This window comes from Hungatella sp. SB206, assembly GCF_051132295.1.
GTDB classification, from domain to species: domain Bacteria; phylum Bacillota; class Clostridia; order Lachnospirales; family Lachnospiraceae; genus Hungatella; species Hungatella effluvii.
This window is the reverse complement of record NZ_CP096603.1, coordinates 4,873,567-4,891,690: the sequence shown is the minus strand read 5'-3', so window position 1 is coordinate 4,891,690 and position 18,124 is coordinate 4,873,567. Positions and strand designations below refer to the sequence as shown.

Here is an 18,124-nt window from a genome sequence, read left to right as displayed (position 1 = left end):
AGAGGCGGAACGTATGGATCAATTGCCAGTGGCTGGAGAAGGTACCGGCATTTATGTTATAGACGAAGATTACAGGATTGTCTACTTCAATGAAACAGCAAAGATTGTCTGCCCTAATTTAAGAACAGGGAACACCTGTTATCAGGGAGTTTGTAATGGAGATTCTCCTTGCAGCGGCTGTCCTGCTATGAAAGAAGACTGCAGCCGTATTCTGTTTTACGACGCGGTGAACCGGCAGTGGCTTGAATTGTCGTCGGGACAGATTGAGTGGCCTGGGCGCGGACGGTGCTGGCTGATGCTCTTTAAGGTTGTGGACAGGCAGAGCAGAAGTCTGTTTTACGATTTGACGGAGACCAGTGTCTATGAAGAGCTGTTCGAGTTAAACCTGGCAGAGAATACCTATAAGATACTCTTCCATCAGAATGGGAAATACGTGATTCCCGCCATGGAGGGAAGCCTGGATACCATGTGTATGGAGGTTGCGGACCATATGATTGATCCGGAGGACCGGGAGCGTTTCCTGGAGTTCTGGAATTTTGATACGCTGTCGCAGCGCCTGAGCGGAAATAACCACACCATAAGAGGGGAATTCCGGAAGCTTCTTGTGTCCGGGGAGTACTGCTGGGTGGCCCAGACTGCCGTGCTGCTGCGGACGGGGGAGCAGGAGAAGACGGTTATCATGGTTTTTATCCAGGACATCGATCAGCAGAAGAAGCAGGAGACTGCGGCCCCGGACAGAGGCGGAAGCAGGCTGGAAGAGAAGGATTCCATGATGGGGCTGTACCGGTACGGCCCGTTTCTGGAGAGAGCGGAACAGTTTCTCCGGGAAAAGCGCGGCACAAAGTTCAGCATGGTCGCCATCGATATTGAGCATTTCAAGCTGTTTAACGAATGGTTCGGGGAGGAAGCCGGGGACCGGTTCCTGATCAGTATTGCAGAGCAGTTAAAAGAAGTCGAAAAGCAGTGCGATTCCATGGCCGGCTATATGGGCGGCGATGATTTTGCCATCATCATTCCGAGAGATGAGTCGGTTCTTGGGAATCTGGAGTGGGGAATTAAGCATTTTGTGAAGCAGTACGGGGGAAGCGCCGGCTTCCTTCCGGCCTTCGGTGTATACGAGATAGAGGATTGGAATCTATCCATCAGCATGATGTACGACAGAGCCTCCATCGCCCTTTCCACGGTCAAGGGAAATTACTTAAACCGTATGGGGCGGTACGACGCGGGAATGAAAAAGAAGATGGAGGACGACCAGGTGCTTCTGTCGGAGGTTCAGAGGGCCCTGGATAACCGGGAGTTTATCTTCTATGCCCAGCCCCAGTGCAATATGCTGACGGGAAAGATTATCGGACTGGAATCGCTGGTCAGATGGAACCATCCCGTAAGGGGCATCGTACAGCCGGGAGAATTTATTCCCCTTCTGGAGAGCAACGGCTTTATTACCAATCTGGACCTTTACGTCTGGGATATGGTGTGCGGAAAGCTTCATGACTGGATCGCGGCGGGGCATAAGCCGATTCCGATCGCGGTCAATGTCTCCAGAATCGATATCTATTCCATGAACGTTACGAATACGTTTGCAGAGCTTACGAGCCGATATGAGATCGATCCGGCGCTCCTGGCCATTGAGATCACGGAAAGCGCCTACGCCGAGGATTACAATCTCATTCGCCAGGTGGTGATCGATCTGCGGAATGCGGGCTTTACCGTCTTTATGGACGATTTTGGAAGCGGATACTCCTCGCTCAACATGTTAAAGGATGTAAATGTGGATGTCATCAAGATCGACACTAAATTTCTGGATATGAACGAGTACAGCCAGAACCGCGGCATGGGAATCCTGGAGACCATCGTCCGCATGGCAAGACTGACGCAGCTGCGGGTGATTGCGGAGGGCGTGGAGAAAAAAGAACAGGTGGATTTCCTGAGAAATGTAGGCTGTATTTACGGGCAGGGCTATTACTACTACCGTCCGATGCCGATCGAACAGTTTGAACCGCTGCTTCTCCATGAAGAGAATGTGGATTACCGCGGCATTCAGGCCCATCAGCTGGAGGAACTCCGCCTGGAGGACCTGGTCAATAAGGATGTGACCAGCGAGGCAATCCTCAATAATATGCTGGGCGGAATGGCCCTTTACGATGTCTGCGGGGAAAAGATCGAGCTGCTTCAGGTGAACGAGGGGTATTACCGGGTGACCGGCTGTAATCCCATCGATCTGGAGGAACGCAGAAAATTTATTATGGCGCAGATACACGAGGATGACCGGGGCAAGGTGCTGGAACTGTTCGAAGCGGCCTACAGAAATCCGCTGAAGGGATCGGAAGGCATCATACGGCGCTACAGACTGAGCGGAGAGCTGATGTGGATTTCCCTGCACATCTTTTTCTTAAAGGAAAGGGATGACCACAGGCTGTTCTATGGATCGGTCAGCGACGTGACAAAGGTAAAACGGCAGGAAGAGAGGCTGGCTTCCTCCCAGCGGATTCTTGCGGATGTCCTGAATATCAATGGAGATGAAGGTGCATTTGAGCCTCAGACGCTTAAGACGGCCGGAGAACCCATTGAGCTGCAGAACGACGAACTGGACTTTCTGGATTCCGGCGTTCCAGGCGGTTTTCATTGCTGCCGGTGGACGGAGGACATGGAGCTTCTCTACGTGAGCGGGCGTTTCCTGGAAATTCTCGGAATTACCGGTCGTGAGCTGGAGGAGAAGTATCAGAATCAGATGGTTTCGCTTATCCATCCCGGCGACCGGGACCGGGTGCTGTCCGCTGTTATGGCAGAGGAACAGACGGTATACAGCCTGGAATTCCGTATGCGGGCGAAGGCGGGATATGTATGGATCCGCTATCAGGCGAGGCGAAAACATTGGAATGGCAGCACATTTTTATATGGAGTCATCCTGGATATCGATGAGGTCATGGCATTGCGCCAGGAGATAAAAGAATGCAGAAAACTATTGGAAGAACTGGAGCGGAGCAGGCCTGCACAGACGGATCTGCTGACGGGTCTCCATAACCGGGAGACAGGGATTCCCCTGATGAAGGAGTGGATATCCAGGCGCAGAGGCCAGCCGTCTGCGCTGGCACTGTTTCGGTTTTACGGGTTTCCAGAGGTGAATGAGGCGCTGGGACAGATGAGCGGGGAACGGATCCTGGTGAACAGCGTGGAGAAGCTGAAGAGCTTTTTCCGTGAGGAGGATATCGTCTGCCGGATCAGCAGATATGAGATCCTGGTGCTCTGTAAAAATATCGGGAGCAGGGATATGTGCAGGAAGCTGGAACAGCTGATGGCGGATATGAAGATGGAGTTGTCCCTGGAGCCGGCAAAGATCCGGCCTTCCATCAACGCGGGATATGTGATGGCCGCGGACGGAAGCGCAGACTTTGCTGATCTTTACAAAAAGGCGGAGCAGGCGCTTGAAATGGCGTCTTCCCAAGGGAAAGGCATCTGCCTGCGATGCGGAGAAGAAATCGTGGATTAGTCGGAAATGAGACCGGGAGCCAGGGAATTGTCAGGTGTGAAAAGCCGCCTGAAGCTGTCCCTGGCTCTTCATTTTTGTTATAGACCTTAAGTTCCTGGTATGGTATACTATGAGCACTTGGCGAGGTAGTTTACGCAATGCAGTACCAGCCATAAATTCAGAAAAAAGTGAGGGAATGAGGATATGATAGCTGAGAAGATGAGGCCCCTTGTTGAGAATAATTCTGCCATTCGGGCCATGTTTGAAGAAGGAAAACGCCTGGCCGCCATCTACGGACCGGAGAATGTCTATGATTTCAGCCTTGGCAATCCCAATGTGCCGGCGCCGGAGGCGGTGAACCGGGCGATTACGGATATTGTGGCGGAAGAAGCGTCTACCATGGTCCATGGTTACATGAGCAACGCGGGCTTCGAGGATGTCCGGGATACGGTTGCACAGTCGCTGAACCGGAGATTCGGCACACAGTTTCATCTGGAGAATATTCTGATGACAGTGGGCGCAGCCAGCGGTATGAACGTTATTTTAAAGACGGTTCTGGATCCGGGAGACGAAGTGATCGTATTTGCCCCTTATTTTATGGAGTACGGTGCCTATGTGAGAAATTACGACGGAGTGCTGATGGCGGTATCCCCGGATACCTCCTCATTTCAGCCGAATATCTCGGAGCTGAAAGAGAAGATTACGAAACGGACGAAGGCGGTTATCATAAATACACCGAACAATCCTACCGGAGTGGTCTATTCGTCGGAGACGTTGGAACAGATTGCGGCAGTTATGAAGGCAAAGGAGGAGGAGTACAGGACTTCTATCGTGCTGATATCGGACGAGCCCTACCGGGAGCTGGCGTATGACGGGGTGGAGGTGCCTTATGTGACGCCGTTCTACCATAACACCGTTGTCTGCTACTCTTACAGCAAGTCCCTGTCGCTTCCGGGAGAGCGGATCGGGTATCTGGTGATTCCGGATGAACTGGAGGATTCGAAGGCAGTTATCGCTGCAGCGACCATTGCCAACCGTGTTCTCGGCTGCGTGAACGCCCCTTCTCTGATGCAGCGGGTGATCATGCGCTGTATAGACGAGAAGGTAAACGTGGAGGCCTATGACAGTAACCGGAATCTCCTTTACAACGGCCTCACGGGACTCGGCTTCGAGTGTATCCGTCCGGAAGGCGCATTCTATCTGTTTGTAAAATCTCCGGAAGCGGATGACAGGGCTTTCTGTGAGGTATGCAAGAAGCACCGCCTGCTGGTGGTGCCGGGAACCTCATTTGCCTGTCCGGGTTATGTGAGAATTTCCTATTGTGTGTCTTATGAGCAGATTGAGCGGTCTCTGCCGGCCTTTGAAGCGGTTGCCGGAGAGTACGGACTTTCATGACGGGAGGAAGAGCGATGAAACCATGGGAGGCAAATATCAGAAAAGTAGTCCCTTACGTGCCGGGAGACCAGCCGAGGGGCAGCCATTTAGTCAAGTTAAATACGAATGAGAATCCCTATCCGCCAGCGCCGGGCGTAAGCGCAGCGCTTAAGGAGATGGATTACGATCTGTTCAGAAAATATCCGGATCCTGCATCCTCGGTTCTTGTAGACGCACTTTCCGAATATTATAAAGTGGATAGAGATGAAATCTTTGTAGGGGTGGGATCTGACGACGTGATCGCCATGGCGTTCATGACCTTTTTCAACTCCGATAAGCCGGTGCTTTTCCCGGACATCTCCTATTCCTTCTATCCGGTTTGGGCGGAGCTTTTCGGCGTACCCTATGAGAAACCGGCTCTGGATGAGAATTTCAAGATTGTGAAGGAAGAGTATTACCGTGAGAACGGCGGAATTATTTTCCCTAATCCCAACGCGCCTACCGGGCTTTATATGCCGCTTTCGGAGGTGGAGGATATCGTTTCCCATAACCAGGACTCTGTGGTGATTGTGGACGAGGCCTACATTGATTTTGGCGGAACCAGCGCGCTTAAGCTGACGAGGAAGTATGAAAATCTTCTGGTTGTGCAGACTTTCAGTAAGTCGAGATCCATGGCGGGCATGAGAATCGGCTATGCCATCGGAAATCCGGCCTTAATCCGCGCCTTAAATGAGGTGAAATATTCTTACAACTCCTATACCATGAATATGCCGTCCCAGATTCTGGGGGCGAAGGCCGTGGAAGACCAGGCGTATTTTCAGGATACGGTGGAGAAGATTATCCGTACGAGAGAACAGGCGAAGCTAAGGCTTCAGGAACTTGGCTTTACCTTCCCTGAATCCATGGCAAACTTTATCTTTGCTACCCATGAGACCGCTATGGCGAAAGACATCTATGAGGCACTCCGGCAGAACAGCATCTTTGTGCGGTACTTTAATCAGCCGCGGATTGACAACTATCTGCGCATTACCATCGGAACAGATGAGGAGATGGATGCCCTGTACCGCTTTTTGAAAAAATATCTTTAGATTTTCTTCATTCCCGCGGGCAACGAGCCAAACGGACACGCTGGCGCGTCCATTTGACTTGTAATGGTTCCGGCCGGGGAGTATAATGAGGACAGGTGATGATTATGAATAATTGGAAGAAGTACTGCAGGTTAATTCTCAATATTGTCATACCCCTGCTTGTTATCTGGCTGGTCTGTTTTATAGGACCGCGTTTTTTGAAGTTTTTCCTGCCGTTTGTCATCGGCTGGATTATTGCGATGATAGCCAATCCGTTGGTGAAGTTTCTGGAAAAACGGGTGAAGATCGTGAGAAAGCACAGCTCCATGCTGATTGTGGTGGCGGTTTTGGCGCTTATTATCACGCTTCTTTACTTTGTAATTACGAAGCTGGTATCGGAAGCTGTCGGTTTCGTGGGCGACATCCCGAAGTATTATGAATCGGCTTCCGTGGAAGTCCAGAAGATGCTGATTCAAGTAGAACGGCTCCTGCAGTTCCTGCCCCAGAGTGTTTCAGACTCCGTAAACCAGTTCTTCGGACATATCGGGGAGTATTTGAACCTGGCAGTGCAGAAGATCGCAAGCCCTACCGTGACCGTCGCCGGCAACGTGGTTAAGAGTATTCCTGCGGCGCTGGTATATACGATTGTCACGATCTTTTCGTCCTACTTATTTATCGTGGACCGCGATAAAATACTGGAATTCTTTAAGAAATACATGCCGGAGGGCGGATCGAAGTATTATAAGTATTTGAAAAAAGATGTAAAGCATCTGGTGGGAGGCTATTTTCTTGCACAGTTCAAGATCATGTTTGTGATCGCAGTGGTGCTTGCTGTCGGCCTTCTGGTTCTGAGAGTCGATTACGCTCTTCTGATCGCCGTTATTGTGGCTTTTCTGGACTTCCTTCCGGTGCTGGGAACCGGGACGATCCTGATTCCCTGGGCGGTGATCAGGCTCTTTTCAGGAGATACTGCCTTTGCAGTGGGGATGCTTGCACTCTATGTGCTCACACAGGTACTGAGGCGTGTTATAGAACCGAAGATTGTAGGCGATACCATGGGGCTGGATCCTCTTGCAACGCTGTTGTTTCTGTATCTGGGCTTTAAGATCAGCGGAGTCGCAGGTATGATCCTGGCGGTGCCCATCGGCATGCTGTTTCTGAATCTGTATGAGTTCGGGGCCTTTGATTCCCTGATCTACAGTGTGAAGACACTGCTTCACGATATCAATGTGTTCCGCAGGGAATCGGACTGACGGAAAGCTAGTACAGCATTGCATAAATTCCTAAGTAATAGCACCCGCTATCTACGCCAGGAGCACGCCTGTGAAGCTAGCCGTAGGTCCACTAAGCCGTCGCTTCGCAGACGCACACCTGACGCAGATATCAGGCACTATTACTCAGTTATTTATGCAATGCTGTGCTAGTAACGAATTGGAGGAAGGAATGAGTAAAATCAGGAATGAGAAAAAAGGAATCCGTCTGGCGGCGGGACTGATGGCCGTCATGATGATGGCTGCTGTGCCGTTTACGGCGGCAGCGGCAGAGCCGTGGGATAAGGAAAACGGTCAGTATGTGGACGCGTCGGGGGCGCCCATAGCGGGAGCGCTGGAGAAAGGTATTACCGTGACGAAGTATCAGAACCGGGCGAATGCGGACAAGGGAGGCATCGACTGGGCAAAGGTCGCGGCCGACGGCGTGAATTTCGCCATGATCAGAATCGGATACTATAAGGACATGGATCCCTACTATTCCATGAACATGCAGGGCGCGTCGGAAAACGGGATTAAGACCGGTGTATTTTTCTACACACAGGCACTCGACACCCAGAGCGCCATAGACGAGGCGAATTACGTGCTAAAGATGGTGCGGGACTATCCGGTGTCGTACCCGATCGCGTACGATGTGGAATCGCAGCACCTTCTGGACAACGGTCTGACGAAGCAGCAGATTACCGACAATATTAACGCATTCTGCAAAGTGATATCCGATGCGGGATATCGGCCAGTCGTCTATGCGAACAACGAGTGGCTGACCAATCACATGGATATCAGCCAGATTCCGTACGATATCTGGTATGCGAGGTACGGAACCATCAACAACTGCCAGAACAGAACCATATGGCAGTGCACGGATAAGGGAAAGGTAGATGGAATCACCGGTGACGTGACTATCGAATTTTCCTTTGTGGATTACGGAACACTGATTCCGGCGGAAGGCTGGAAGCATGTGGACGGTAACTGGTATTATACGAAGAATTACGTGAAACAGACCGGCTGGGTCTCAGTAGACGGTAAGTGGTACTACTTAGATTCCAATGGCGCCATGATTCACAACACGACTATGACCATCGACGGGGCATCTTATACCTTTGGCCCTGACGGAGCGATGGCAGAATAAGCGAAAGAAAATTGGGATACAGGATGGATAACAGAAGGTGAAGGCAGAGAATAATTTAGATTCAGATGATATGAGAGGACTGGTATGGAGGCTTGCGTTTCCCTCCATGCTGGCCCAGTTTGTGAGTGTGTTTTACAGTATTGTGGATAGAATGTATATCGGTAATATCGCCGGAACAGGCGAAATCGCATTGGCAGGAGTAGGAATCTGCGGCCCGATTGTGACCCTTATTTCTTCTGTTGCTTTTTTAGTGGGTGTCGGCGGCTCCCCCCTCATGAGTATACGGCTGGGGGAGAAGAATGAGCGGGCGGCCAGACAGATTCTGGCAAACTGTTTTCTGCTTCTGACCGTGCTGTCAGCGGCGATTACAGTGATCGCTCTGCTGATGAAGAACCATCTGCTCATGTGGTTCGGAGCCAGCGAGGCCACGTTTCCTTATGCAAACGCATACATAACGATTTATCTGCTGGGGACGGTATTTGCGCTCCTGGCAACGGGGATGAACCAGTTTATCATCTGCCAGGGCTATGCCAAGGTGGGCATGAAGTCGGTCTTAATCGGCGCGGTGTGCAATATTATATTGGACCCCGTGTTTATCTTTGTGTTTCACATGGGAGTGCGCGGCGCGGCCGTGGCTACGGTGCTGTCCCAGATGGCTTCCTGTGCTTACGTGCTTAAGTTTCTTTTCAGCGAGCGGGCGCCGGTGCGGATTACCTTCGGGGAATACGACTGGCAGATCATGAAGAGAGTCCTTTTAATCGGCTTAAGTCCGTTTCTGATCATCGCGTTTGACAATATTCTGATCATCGCATTGAATACTGTGATTCAGAAGTACGGCGGCGCGGAGCAGGGAGATATGCTGTTGACCTGTATGACGATCGTTCAGAGCTTCATGCTGATGGTCACCATGCCGCTTGGCGGGATTACCAGCGGGACCCAGACGATCCTGGGCTATAATTACGGTGCGAGAAGGCCGGAACGAATCAAGAAAGCGGAGGTTCATATCGCGGTTCTGGGGCTTGTGTTTACCACGGTCATGTTCCTGATCGCCCACACCATTCCCCAGTTTTTCGTCCGGATCTTCACACAGAATGAGACGTATGTGGAACTGACTGTCTGGGCCATTAAAATCTATACATTAGGCATAATTCCTCTGGCTGCGCAATATACTGTAGTGGACGGGTTTACCGGTATGGGGATCGCACGGGTGGCGATTACACTGTCCATGTTCCGGAAGATAATCTTCCTCGGCGGCGCGTTTCTGATTCCTGCAACCATGGGAATCAAATACATATTTTACACGGAACCTATTTCCGATTTTGTCAGCGCAGCCGTATCGGTGACTATCTATTTCCTGGTCATTGACAAGATCATCAACCGGAGACCGGTATTTAGTAAGCAGAAAGCCTAGTGCCACCTGACGCGGATATCAGGCACTATATACCGGCGTATTTACGCCGGGAGGCACTAGTACTGCATTACTTTACTCAGAAACTTATGCAGCGCTGTACCAGGAGCACGTCCGGATAGGAGGAACAAAGCAGTGATGCGAAAATGGATTGCCGCAGCCGCTGTGCTTTTGTTTGGCACATTGGGTACGGGACAGGCCTGGGCAGGGACATGGCAGTATCAGGCCGCAGAACAGCCGGGCCCCGGTACGAAGGAAATCGGCTGGCAGTACCAGGAGGATGACGGAACATTTGCCCCGGAAGGCTGGATTACGGATCAGGGCCGATGGTATTACATAGGAGCCGATGGATTTATGAAAACCGGCTGGATAGAGCTTCAGGGGATCTGGTATTATCTGGAGGATTCCGGAGCGATGGTCTGTGGGACTACCCGTGTGATCGACGGGAAGGAGTATACCTTTGACGATAACGGCGCCATGGTGGAAGGACCCGGCGTCACACCGGCGGCGGGGAGCTGGAACGGAATGACGTTTACCAGCCCCCGGCTGGGCTATCAGGTGACAGTACCGGAAGGTTTCGTGCCGCTGGAATCGTATATGGATTTATACGTGGATGATACCATGACTCTGGATCTGTCGGTGGCGGCGCCGGATATGACGGTGTCCATGGTGGTGGTGACGTATGACCAGATGGACGAGGAGTTTAAGGGAATGAATGCCGGACAGCTGGCCGCGGTGATGGGGCAGGGACTCGGCGGATACGACGAGTATATGCAGATCGGAGCGGTGGAGATGGTCACCCTTGGCGGCCTGGAATACGCGAAGCTGCCGGTAATCTATACGGGACTTCTCAACCAGGATCTGTATTTCCGGTGGTCGGGAGAGTCCATTATGATGATCGAGATCGTCTACGATCCATACCGGAAAGATATGGCGGACGGAATTATCGGATCGATCCGATGAAGGAACGAAAGCAGAAAAGGTGTGTCAGGAGAACCATCGTTTTGATGATTCTGCGGCACACCTTTTTGAACTGTTCCGATTATTATCCGCGGCAGCAGAATTCAATCTTTTTAATCAGCTCTTCGTAATTATCGGAATAAATCTGAAGATTGAGCAGGCGGTTGACTCCAAGACTCAAAATGCCAAGCAGGGACTTTCCGTCAACAATCATATGATCACATTGTAAATCAAGATCACCGGAATACCCTTCAAGCGCTTTTAAATAATCCATCACTTCATCGACGGACTGGAATACAACCTTTACTTCTCCCATGTGAAGTACCTCCTTTATACATTGATAAGTATGTTGTATTTTAGTGGAAATGAAAAGAAAAGTCAAATAAGAAGTTGTTAAGAAACAGCAGATTCATGCTAAAATACCGTTAATATGCGGCCCTGATGAGGAGTGAACTGTAACTGAAGCAGAGAGTAGCACAGAAATACAGAGATAATAATTGACATATGTCAAAAATTGCCTTATAATAAATGACATATGTCAATAACATCTGCACAAGGGAGGAAACGATATGGCACGGCCCGTTAAGGCGAGACGGATATGCGGAATACCGGGAAGAATGCGGTTTGGACCGTTGGAAGCAGGGACAGGCCCGGAGTCGGACCAGATGATTTCCCTGACGCTGGAAGAGTATGAGACGATTCGCCTCATCGACTACCTGGGCTGTACTCAGGAGGAATGCGCAGATCAGATGGGGGTGGCCAGGACGACGGTTCAGGCCGTATACCAGTCCGCGAGGTTGAAGATAGCGGCCATGCTGGTGGAGGGAAGCGCTCTTTCCATCTGCGGAGGGAACTATGAGGTATGCCCCAGGGCGGGCGGCTGCTGTAAAAAGGACTGCAGAAAGCGTCTCTGCCCCGGACGCAGATGTGATGGACAAGAGCACTCTCGGAAACTCCCTTGCGCCCATCTTTGTGGCTGATTTTCCGCCATATGCACACAAATTTATTCAACGTACACGCCGTGTACGCCTCGTAAATTTGTGCACATCTGACGAAAAATCATCTCACAAATCTGAGCACAAGGAGTTTCCGAGAGTACTCGAATATCATAATGGAGGATGGAATCATGAAAATTGCGGTAACGTATGAGAACGGCGGTGTGTTTCAGCATTTTGGACACAGCGAACAGTTTAAGATTTATCAGGTAGAAGAGGGAAACGTTGTATCTTCAGAGGTCGTGGAAACCGATGGAAACGGTCACGGCGCGCTGGCTGGATTCTTAAAAGGGATGGGAGTGGAGACTCTGATCTGCGGAGGTATCGGCGGAGGAGCGAGAAATGCGCTGAGTGAGGCCGGAATCCAACTGTATCCGGGTGTGAGCGGAGATGCGGACCAGGCTGTGGAGGCGCTCTTAAAGGGAACGCTCTCCTACAATCCTGATACCATGTGCAGCCACCACCATGAAGGCGAAGAGCATGACTGCAATCATGGCGGCGGAAGCTGTCATCACTAGAGTGTGTCAGAAAGCAATTTTCAAACACGCTCTAAAGCTCTGTTGGTTTAAACAGGGCTGTCTTCGCGGCGTTTCGCGGGAATCTTTATGGTCACCTCCGTTCCTGTTCCGGGAGAACTCTGGAAGGTAAGGCCGTAGGAATCTCCGTAGAGACGCTTCAGGCGGAGGTTGGTGTTATAGACACCGATGTGTACAGAATCGGAGGTTCCATTTGCCATGGAATCTCCTTTTCCTTCTGCCAGAATAGATTCCAGCTTTTCGGGAGAAATTCCGATGCCGTCATCGGAGATGAGGAAGACAATGTCCCCGTCCTGCCGCCAGCCCGTCAGAAGGATGTTGCCGCTTTTTTCTTCTTTGTCCATGATTCCGTGGAGCCATGCATTCTCCACAATGGGCTGGAAGGTCAGCTTTGGAATGGTATATTCGGACAGTTCATCCGGCACATCCACGACGAAACTGACACAGTCGTCGTAACGCATGTTCTGGAGCTCCACGTATAGCTCGGTGTGTTCCAGTTCTTCCTCGATGGTGTTCATAAGCCCCCGCTTGCTGAGCGTCAGCTTATAGAAACGGGAGAGTGTCTGGACCGCCTTCGTAACGTCTTCTTTTCGTCCGGTTCTGGACAGCCAGTTAATCATATCCAGTGTATTATAGAGAAAATGCGGATTAATCTGCGCCTGTAAGGCCCGGAACTCCGCCAGCCTTAAGTCTTCGGAGGCCTTCTCCTGACTGTTCATCAGATCGTTGATCTCTTCCGTCATATAGTTGTACGTGTCGGTGAGGACGCCGATCTCGTCACAACCGGTCTCTTCGGCCTCCATCGGCCTGGGGCGGCCTGTACGGACGGATTCCATCTGATAGGCCACCGCGATGATACGGTCCGCGATGGAGACGGAAAGCTTCAGGGCGATGAAGAGGGCGGCGGCGGTGAAGAGAAGGTAGGCCATAATCAGCTGAAGAATCAGCTTCCTACCTGCGTCGGTGATGTGGCTGGAGGGCAGCAGGGAAACCATGTACCAGTCCGTGTTCCTGACTGGGAAGTAGGCCGTATATGCGTCGCCATCCGGATACTCCACCAGGGAAAATGTCTTTTCCGGACCGATCCTGGTAAAGAGTTCGTCCGCGGGAATATAGTAGATCCCCGCAAGGGCCATGTCGGAGGCGGATACCATCACGTCACGGCTGTTGATGATGTAAGCTGCCTCTCCCTTGACTGAGGCGTTGTTAATAAGCGCGGAATCGAAGGGCTCACCGTTAAAATACACCGCCAGATAGGCGGAGGCCTGCACAAGCTCCTGATCGGAGCCTACAGGCGGCAGATAGGTGATCTTGGAAATATAGGCCAGGCGGCCGAATTCCCCTGCTTCGGACGGACTTAAGTAGAGCTCCGGGCAGAGCAGCTCCCTATCATGCATGGTGCTGAAGATTCCGTACCAGTAGCTGCTGCTGATAGAGGAGACAGGAGCAAACAGCCGGTTGCCCTCGGTATTGTATTTCATCAGATCAGGGTAAACGGAATCATCGTAGTAGATGCGGATTCCCGTGATCATGGTGTTGTCGGTCAGGCTGTCCGTCAAATGAAACAGGCTGTCCATCCGGTTCTGCTCCGGCTCAAACGCCGCTGCATCGCTCTCCGAGAGATAGAAGAGGCGGTGGATGGAGGAAGACTCCTTGAGTGCGTCAGATACATAGGTCACATGGGACACCAGATTCTCGATCGACGCCGCCGTCTGTGCAGATAAGGCCTGTTCCGAGCGAATGGAGTCGTCCATGACGATGCCGTAAAGCTTTACGAAAATAAAGCCTGATAAGACCGCCGTGGGCAGCAGAATTAAAAGAGCATGGGAGATAACAAGCTTATTCTTTAATTTCAGGTCATACGTATAGTGACGCATCATTCGTTTGAAGAAGTTTCTCATGAAAGTATTTTCTCCCTGTATTCAGAAGGGGACAGGCCCACCAGCTTTCGAAAGGTCTTGCTGTAATAGTTGCCGTCGCTGTAGCCCACCTTGGAGGAAATATCGGCGATCTTATAACGGGGATCGCCCAAAAACTGCTTGGACTTCTTGATCCGGTAATTGGTCAGATACTGGTTCAGTGTCTGACCCGTCTCATTTTTAAACAGCGTGCAGATATAGCTGGAAGACCGGTTCACATATTCGCTGACATCCAGCACAGAGAGCGAGGAGATGGCATAGTTCTGGTGAAGGTATTCCTTGACCTGAAAGACCAGGGGATTCTCCCCCGTGTCCCGGCTTAAATGGTCAAAATACTGTTCGATTTTCTCTGCCAGCAGGCTGTGCAGCTCAGAAAATGTGCGGCAGCGGAGTACGCTGTCCCAGATGGACTGAGGATTTACTCCCTCGCTGCTCCACAGGGAAACATAGTTCATGATGCCGTTTTCGTCCAGCTTGACAAGGTATTTGTAATAGATATCCTTCACCTGGCTGGGCAGAAGCGGCTGGCCGTTCAAGATGGAATCATGGAGCTGTTTCACCAGTTCCAGCGCCTTCTCCTTCTGCTTTTCCGAGAGGGCCAGGCCAAAGTCCATCAGTACATCGGCGGGCGGGCAGAGGGCGGCCGGTTTATCGTAATCGGTCAAAATGGAATTGAACTCGTGAAAAAAACTGTTTTCCAGGAGATGCTTCGCCTTTTCATAAGAGAGATGGACAGAGGCGGTGCCCGTGACGATAGGGCCTACTGCGAGGAAAAAGCGGCAGTATTTGTCGAAGCTCTCCTGTAAGAACAGGGCGCATCGTTTAACAGCCTCCTTATCCGGCTTTTTCTCAGAATATATATGTACGATTACATAGCGGTCGGAGCGGAAGGCATAGACCTGCTTTAATCCCAGCTCCTTTAACAGAATCAGGAAATTCTCCCGCGCCTCATCCATCGGGATCTCCGGAAGCTCGGAGAGCGGCGTCATGCTGTCTACGATGATTGTGAAAAATGAGGTAGCGGGACCGATGGTAAGCTCCAACTGGCCGCTCAGCTCCAGCGCCGCCGCTTCGCTGTCCGGAAGCGACAGAAGGTGGGCCAGATGGCCTTTCTGCTCCTTTTCCTGTATCATGACGGCGCTCCGCGTGTGGCTGCGCACCTGGCAGTTTAACAGGGCCTCGGCCAGGGCGTCGTCGAGCTCGGAGAGGCTCAGTGGTTTCTCTACGTAACGGACAGCCTTCAGTTTGATGGCTGCCTTTAAATACTCTTTATCAGAATAGGCGCTCATGAAAATAATAGCGGTATCAGGATTCTTTTCTAAAATGGCTTCTGCCATCTCAACACCTGTCATCCGGGGCATCCTCACATCGGTTAAGACAATGTCCGGCTGTTCGGAGACCGCAGTCTCCAGGCCATGTACTCCGTCGTCGGCGAGAAGTATGGAGTCAAAAGGCAGAGAAAGCCTGGCGATGCTGTCACGGATTCCTTCGCGGGTCAGTTTTTCGTCGTCTACAATCAGCAGTTTCATCGTATCTTTCTCCTTCCAAAAATGCGGGATCGCCAGAACGTTCCCGGTTTCATGTTTTGTAAACATGGTATATAAATATTGTAACAGGAAATAGGAAATATGCAACGAAAATAGACAAATTACCCCATGGGTATTATACTGGTATATGATGGAAACAAAAGAGGAGACAGCGGAGGGAAGACGGTGAAACGGTTCTGGCTGATAATAGGACTTCTGACCATTTTAAGTCTTGCGGCGTGCAGTGCTGCGGGGCTGGTGGAGGAGAATCCGGAATATGCAGTAATCATGAAATCGAAGGATAACCAGTATAATGAAGAAGTGGCGGAATCGTTCCGCCAGGTGACAGAGGAAGCGGGATATCGCTGCGAGGTGCTGTATCCGGAATCGGCGAGGGCCCAGGATCAGGTGATTCTTGTGCGCCGTATGATGCGGGAGCGGGTGAAAGCCATCGCTATCGCGGTCAGTGACGAACATGCGCTCGCTCCCGTGTTAAAGGAGGCGATGGCAAAAGGAATCGTGGTCACTACTTTAGATTCTGACACGGAAAAGGACAGCCGCAGCATTTATGTGAGCCCGGCCGATCCGAAGGAGACAGGCGCCAGTCTGGTGCACGCGGTCAGGGACTGTATGGCTGGGGAGGGCCAGTGGGCAATCCTTTCGGCCCAGGCCCGTTCTGCTAATCAGAGCCAGTGGATTCGCGCCATGATGGAGGAACTGGAACAGCCGGAGTATCAGAATATGCGTCTCGTGGATATTGTATATGGGGAGGATGATTATAAGGCATCCGAAGCCAGGACGAGAGAGCTGATAGAGAGGTACCCGGCACTTAAGGCGATCTGTGCGCCCACCACGGTAGGGATTAAGGCCGCTGCGGATGTTGTAAAAGAGCAGGGACTTGAGGGACAGATCAGGGTGACAGGTCTTGGGGTTCCACCCATGTCTGAGGAAGACGCTGTTTCTGACTACGCCTGCGTGTGTCCGGAGTTAAATCTCTGGAATCCGGCTGCTTTAGGAAAGCTGTCTGCCCAGGTGTCCATGGCACTGGTTAATCAGGAACTTACAGTGAGAGAAGGAGCGGTATTTAAAACGGAAGACGGCAGGGATTATCCGATTCATGAGGGAGCCGGCGGCGGCCTGGAAGTGACGGCGGGCGGTCCCGCATCACCGGATGAGGGCGGCAGCGGCCTGTGAAACAGGGATAAATGGCAAAAACGAAATATTTTCCAGTATTTAGAAAAATATTACCGTAGAAATGTCGAATCGTGTCGTGGTATGATATAAACTGTCAGAAAACAAAGGGGTGATAAAAATGAAGCATATTTTCGTAACGTTTGACCAGGCAGAACAGATCTTTTCATTTGTAAAAATTATGAGCAAATGTGATTTTGATGCGGACGTAAAACTGGGAAGCCGTATAGTAGATGCGAAGTCGATTGTTGGAGTGCTGTCCCTTGCTAAATCGAGAACAGTAGAAGTTATCTTCCATACAGATAACTGTGATAATATAATTGATCAGATAGCAGCTATCGTTCCCATCGCTGCGTGAAGAAAAAGCAAAATCAGGCCGAATAAGCCATAGAGTTTTGACTGCCGGAAGGCAGAGAAAGTAAAAGGTAGAACCGTTTACTTTCTCTGCCTTCTTTTTGTGTAACAGCTGCTTCAGAGGGGCTCTCTCATGAGCCTGTGGACTGGTAATGGGACAATCCGAAACGCCACAGGCAGGCCGCCGGAATTAAGAAGAGGCAGGCGGGCAGCGGAAGAAGGGCGTACCAGTCCCTGGCAGTTTTGCCGGTCAGATAGAGGAAGGGGTAGTACTGGAACAGGGAAAACGGCACCAGGAAGGTGCAGATCGTGAGCACCGTCTTTCCGTAAATGGCGATCGGATATTTACCGTACTCCCGCGCGCCGTCCGTGAACACGTTCATGAACTCCAGCCCCTCCAGGGTGAAGAAACAGATGGAGGCGAAGATGATATAGACAGCGGCAAACACGAGGGTCCCGCCTCCGATCATGAGGACCAGCGTGAGCACCCGCATCGGTGTCCAGAGAATACCGCTTTTCGCCACTCCGTAAGCCAGCATGACGACAGCCTGGAGAAGCCGTCCGATCCTTGTAAGCTCGATCTTGCTGCACAGCACCAGGAAGACGCAGCTGCCCGGCCGCAGCAGGATCCGGTCGAATTCACCGTTTCCAATCATCAGGTTGAAAGTATCGAAGCTGCGGAAAAATGTCTCCGCCAGCGTGTACGCCATCAGCGTGATGGAAAAACATAAGAGCACCTCCGGATAGATGAAGCCGGAAACCTCATGAAAACGCGTCATCATGAAGTAGACGCCCAGAAACGCGTTAAAAGAGACGAGAAACTGTCCCAGCATGGTGAAAAAGAACGAAGCCTTGTGCTGCATCATGCTTTTTAACTGCATTTCAAAAAAACGAAAATAAAGCCGTACTGCTTTCATAAAAGATTCCTCCT

General features: G+C 51.2%; 15 protein-coding genes. 11 read left to right on the top strand and 4 right to left on the bottom strand.

Going from position 1 to position 18,124, the window contains the following annotated elements; all coding sequences use genetic code 11:
- Positions 1 to 13: 13 nt before the first annotated feature.
- From M1L66_RS21755 to M1L66_RS21725, 7 genes are all read left to right on the top strand, one after another.
- Positions 14 to 3,487 carry an EAL domain-containing protein gene (locus tag M1L66_RS21755; RefSeq protein ID WP_434688170.1) on the top strand — a complete coding sequence of 1,158 codons (3,474 nt, stop codon included), beginning with the start codon at positions 14 to 16 and terminating at the stop codon, positions 3,485 to 3,487.
- A 183-nt stretch (positions 3,488 to 3,670) separates the two neighbouring features.
- Positions 3,671 to 4,861: a pyridoxal phosphate-dependent aminotransferase gene (locus M1L66_RS21750; protein WP_187018815.1), complete on the top strand. Its 1,191-nt coding sequence runs from the start codon at positions 3,671 to 3,673 to the stop codon at positions 4,859 to 4,861.
- 14 nt (positions 4,862 to 4,875) lie between these two features.
- Positions 4,876 to 5,928 (top strand): histidinol-phosphate transaminase, encoded by a 1,053-nt coding sequence (hisC, locus tag M1L66_RS21745; protein ID WP_434688168.1) that lies wholly within the window; start codon positions 4,876 to 4,878, stop codon positions 5,926 to 5,928.
- 98 nt (positions 5,929 to 6,026) lie between these two features.
- Entirely contained in the window at positions 6,027 to 7,160 is a 1,134-nt protein-coding gene (gene ytvI / locus M1L66_RS21740; RefSeq protein WP_187018819.1) for a sporulation integral membrane protein YtvI, read from the top strand.
- 190 nt (positions 7,161 to 7,350) lie between these two features.
- Positions 7,351 to 8,304, top strand: coding sequence for a GH25 family lysozyme (locus tag M1L66_RS21735; protein WP_434688165.1), 954 nt, complete (start codon positions 7,351 to 7,353; stop codon positions 8,302 to 8,304).
- Positions 8,305 to 8,341: 37 nt separating this feature from the next.
- On the top strand, positions 8,342 to 9,715 hold the full coding sequence (locus tag M1L66_RS21730; protein WP_434688163.1) for an MATE family efflux transporter: 1,374 nt from the start codon (positions 8,342 to 8,344) through the stop codon (positions 9,713 to 9,715).
- A gap of 135 nt (positions 9,716 to 9,850) precedes the next feature.
- Positions 9,851 to 10,675: a hypothetical protein gene (locus M1L66_RS21725; RefSeq protein WP_434688161.1), complete on the top strand. Its 825-nt coding sequence runs from the start codon at positions 9,851 to 9,853 to the stop codon at positions 10,673 to 10,675.
- An 82-nt stretch (positions 10,676 to 10,757) separates the two neighbouring features.
- Here M1L66_RS21725 and M1L66_RS21720 read toward each other — a convergent pair whose 3' ends face one another.
- The gene (locus M1L66_RS21720) at positions 10,758 to 10,988 is read right to left on the bottom strand and encodes an HPr family phosphocarrier protein (protein ID WP_110322177.1); all 231 of its coding nucleotides are present in this window, start codon (positions 10,986 to 10,988) and stop codon (positions 10,758 to 10,760) included.
- A gap of 253 nt (positions 10,989 to 11,241) precedes the next feature.
- Between M1L66_RS21720 and M1L66_RS21715 the strand changes: the two genes are divergently transcribed.
- Positions 11,242 to 11,652 (top strand): DUF134 domain-containing protein, encoded by a 411-nt coding sequence (locus M1L66_RS21715; RefSeq protein ID WP_434688159.1) that lies wholly within the window; start codon positions 11,242 to 11,244, stop codon positions 11,650 to 11,652.
- 146 nt (positions 11,653 to 11,798) lie between these two features.
- Positions 11,799 to 12,185 carry a NifB/NifX family molybdenum-iron cluster-binding protein gene (locus tag M1L66_RS21710; protein WP_187018827.1) on the top strand — a complete coding sequence of 129 codons (387 nt, stop codon included), beginning with the start codon at positions 11,799 to 11,801 and terminating at the stop codon, positions 12,183 to 12,185.
- Between the two features lie 47 nt (positions 12,186 to 12,232).
- On the opposite strand, the gene M1L66_RS21705 is transcribed toward M1L66_RS21710, so the two are convergent.
- The gene (locus M1L66_RS21705) at positions 12,233 to 14,104 is read right to left on the bottom strand and encodes a sensor histidine kinase (protein ID WP_434688157.1); all 1,872 of its coding nucleotides are present in this window, start codon (positions 14,102 to 14,104) and stop codon (positions 12,233 to 12,235) included.
- On the bottom strand, positions 14,101 to 15,651 hold the full coding sequence (locus tag M1L66_RS21700) for a response regulator (RefSeq protein WP_187018832.1): 1,551 nt from the start codon (positions 15,649 to 15,651) through the stop codon (positions 14,101 to 14,103). Before M1L66_RS21700 ends, M1L66_RS21705 begins: the two co-directional genes overlap by 4 nt.
- A gap of 183 nt (positions 15,652 to 15,834) precedes the next feature.
- Between M1L66_RS21700 and M1L66_RS21695 the strand changes: the two genes are divergently transcribed.
- Both M1L66_RS21695 and M1L66_RS21690 read left to right on the top strand, forming a co-directional pair.
- Positions 15,835 to 16,842: a substrate-binding domain-containing protein gene (locus M1L66_RS21695; protein ID WP_434688155.1), complete on the top strand. Its 1,008-nt coding sequence runs from the start codon at positions 15,835 to 15,837 to the stop codon at positions 16,840 to 16,842.
- Between the two features lie 118 nt (positions 16,843 to 16,960).
- On the top strand, positions 16,961 to 17,197 hold the full coding sequence (locus tag M1L66_RS21690) for an HPr family phosphocarrier protein (protein WP_002603170.1): 237 nt from the start codon (positions 16,961 to 16,963) through the stop codon (positions 17,195 to 17,197).
- A gap of 127 nt (positions 17,198 to 17,324) precedes the next feature.
- Here M1L66_RS21690 and M1L66_RS21685 read toward each other — a convergent pair whose 3' ends face one another.
- On the bottom strand, positions 17,325 to 18,110 hold the full coding sequence (locus M1L66_RS21685; RefSeq protein ID WP_434688152.1) for an ABC transporter permease: 786 nt from the start codon (positions 18,108 to 18,110) through the stop codon (positions 17,325 to 17,327).
- Between the last annotated feature and the right edge of the window lie 14 nt (positions 18,111 to 18,124).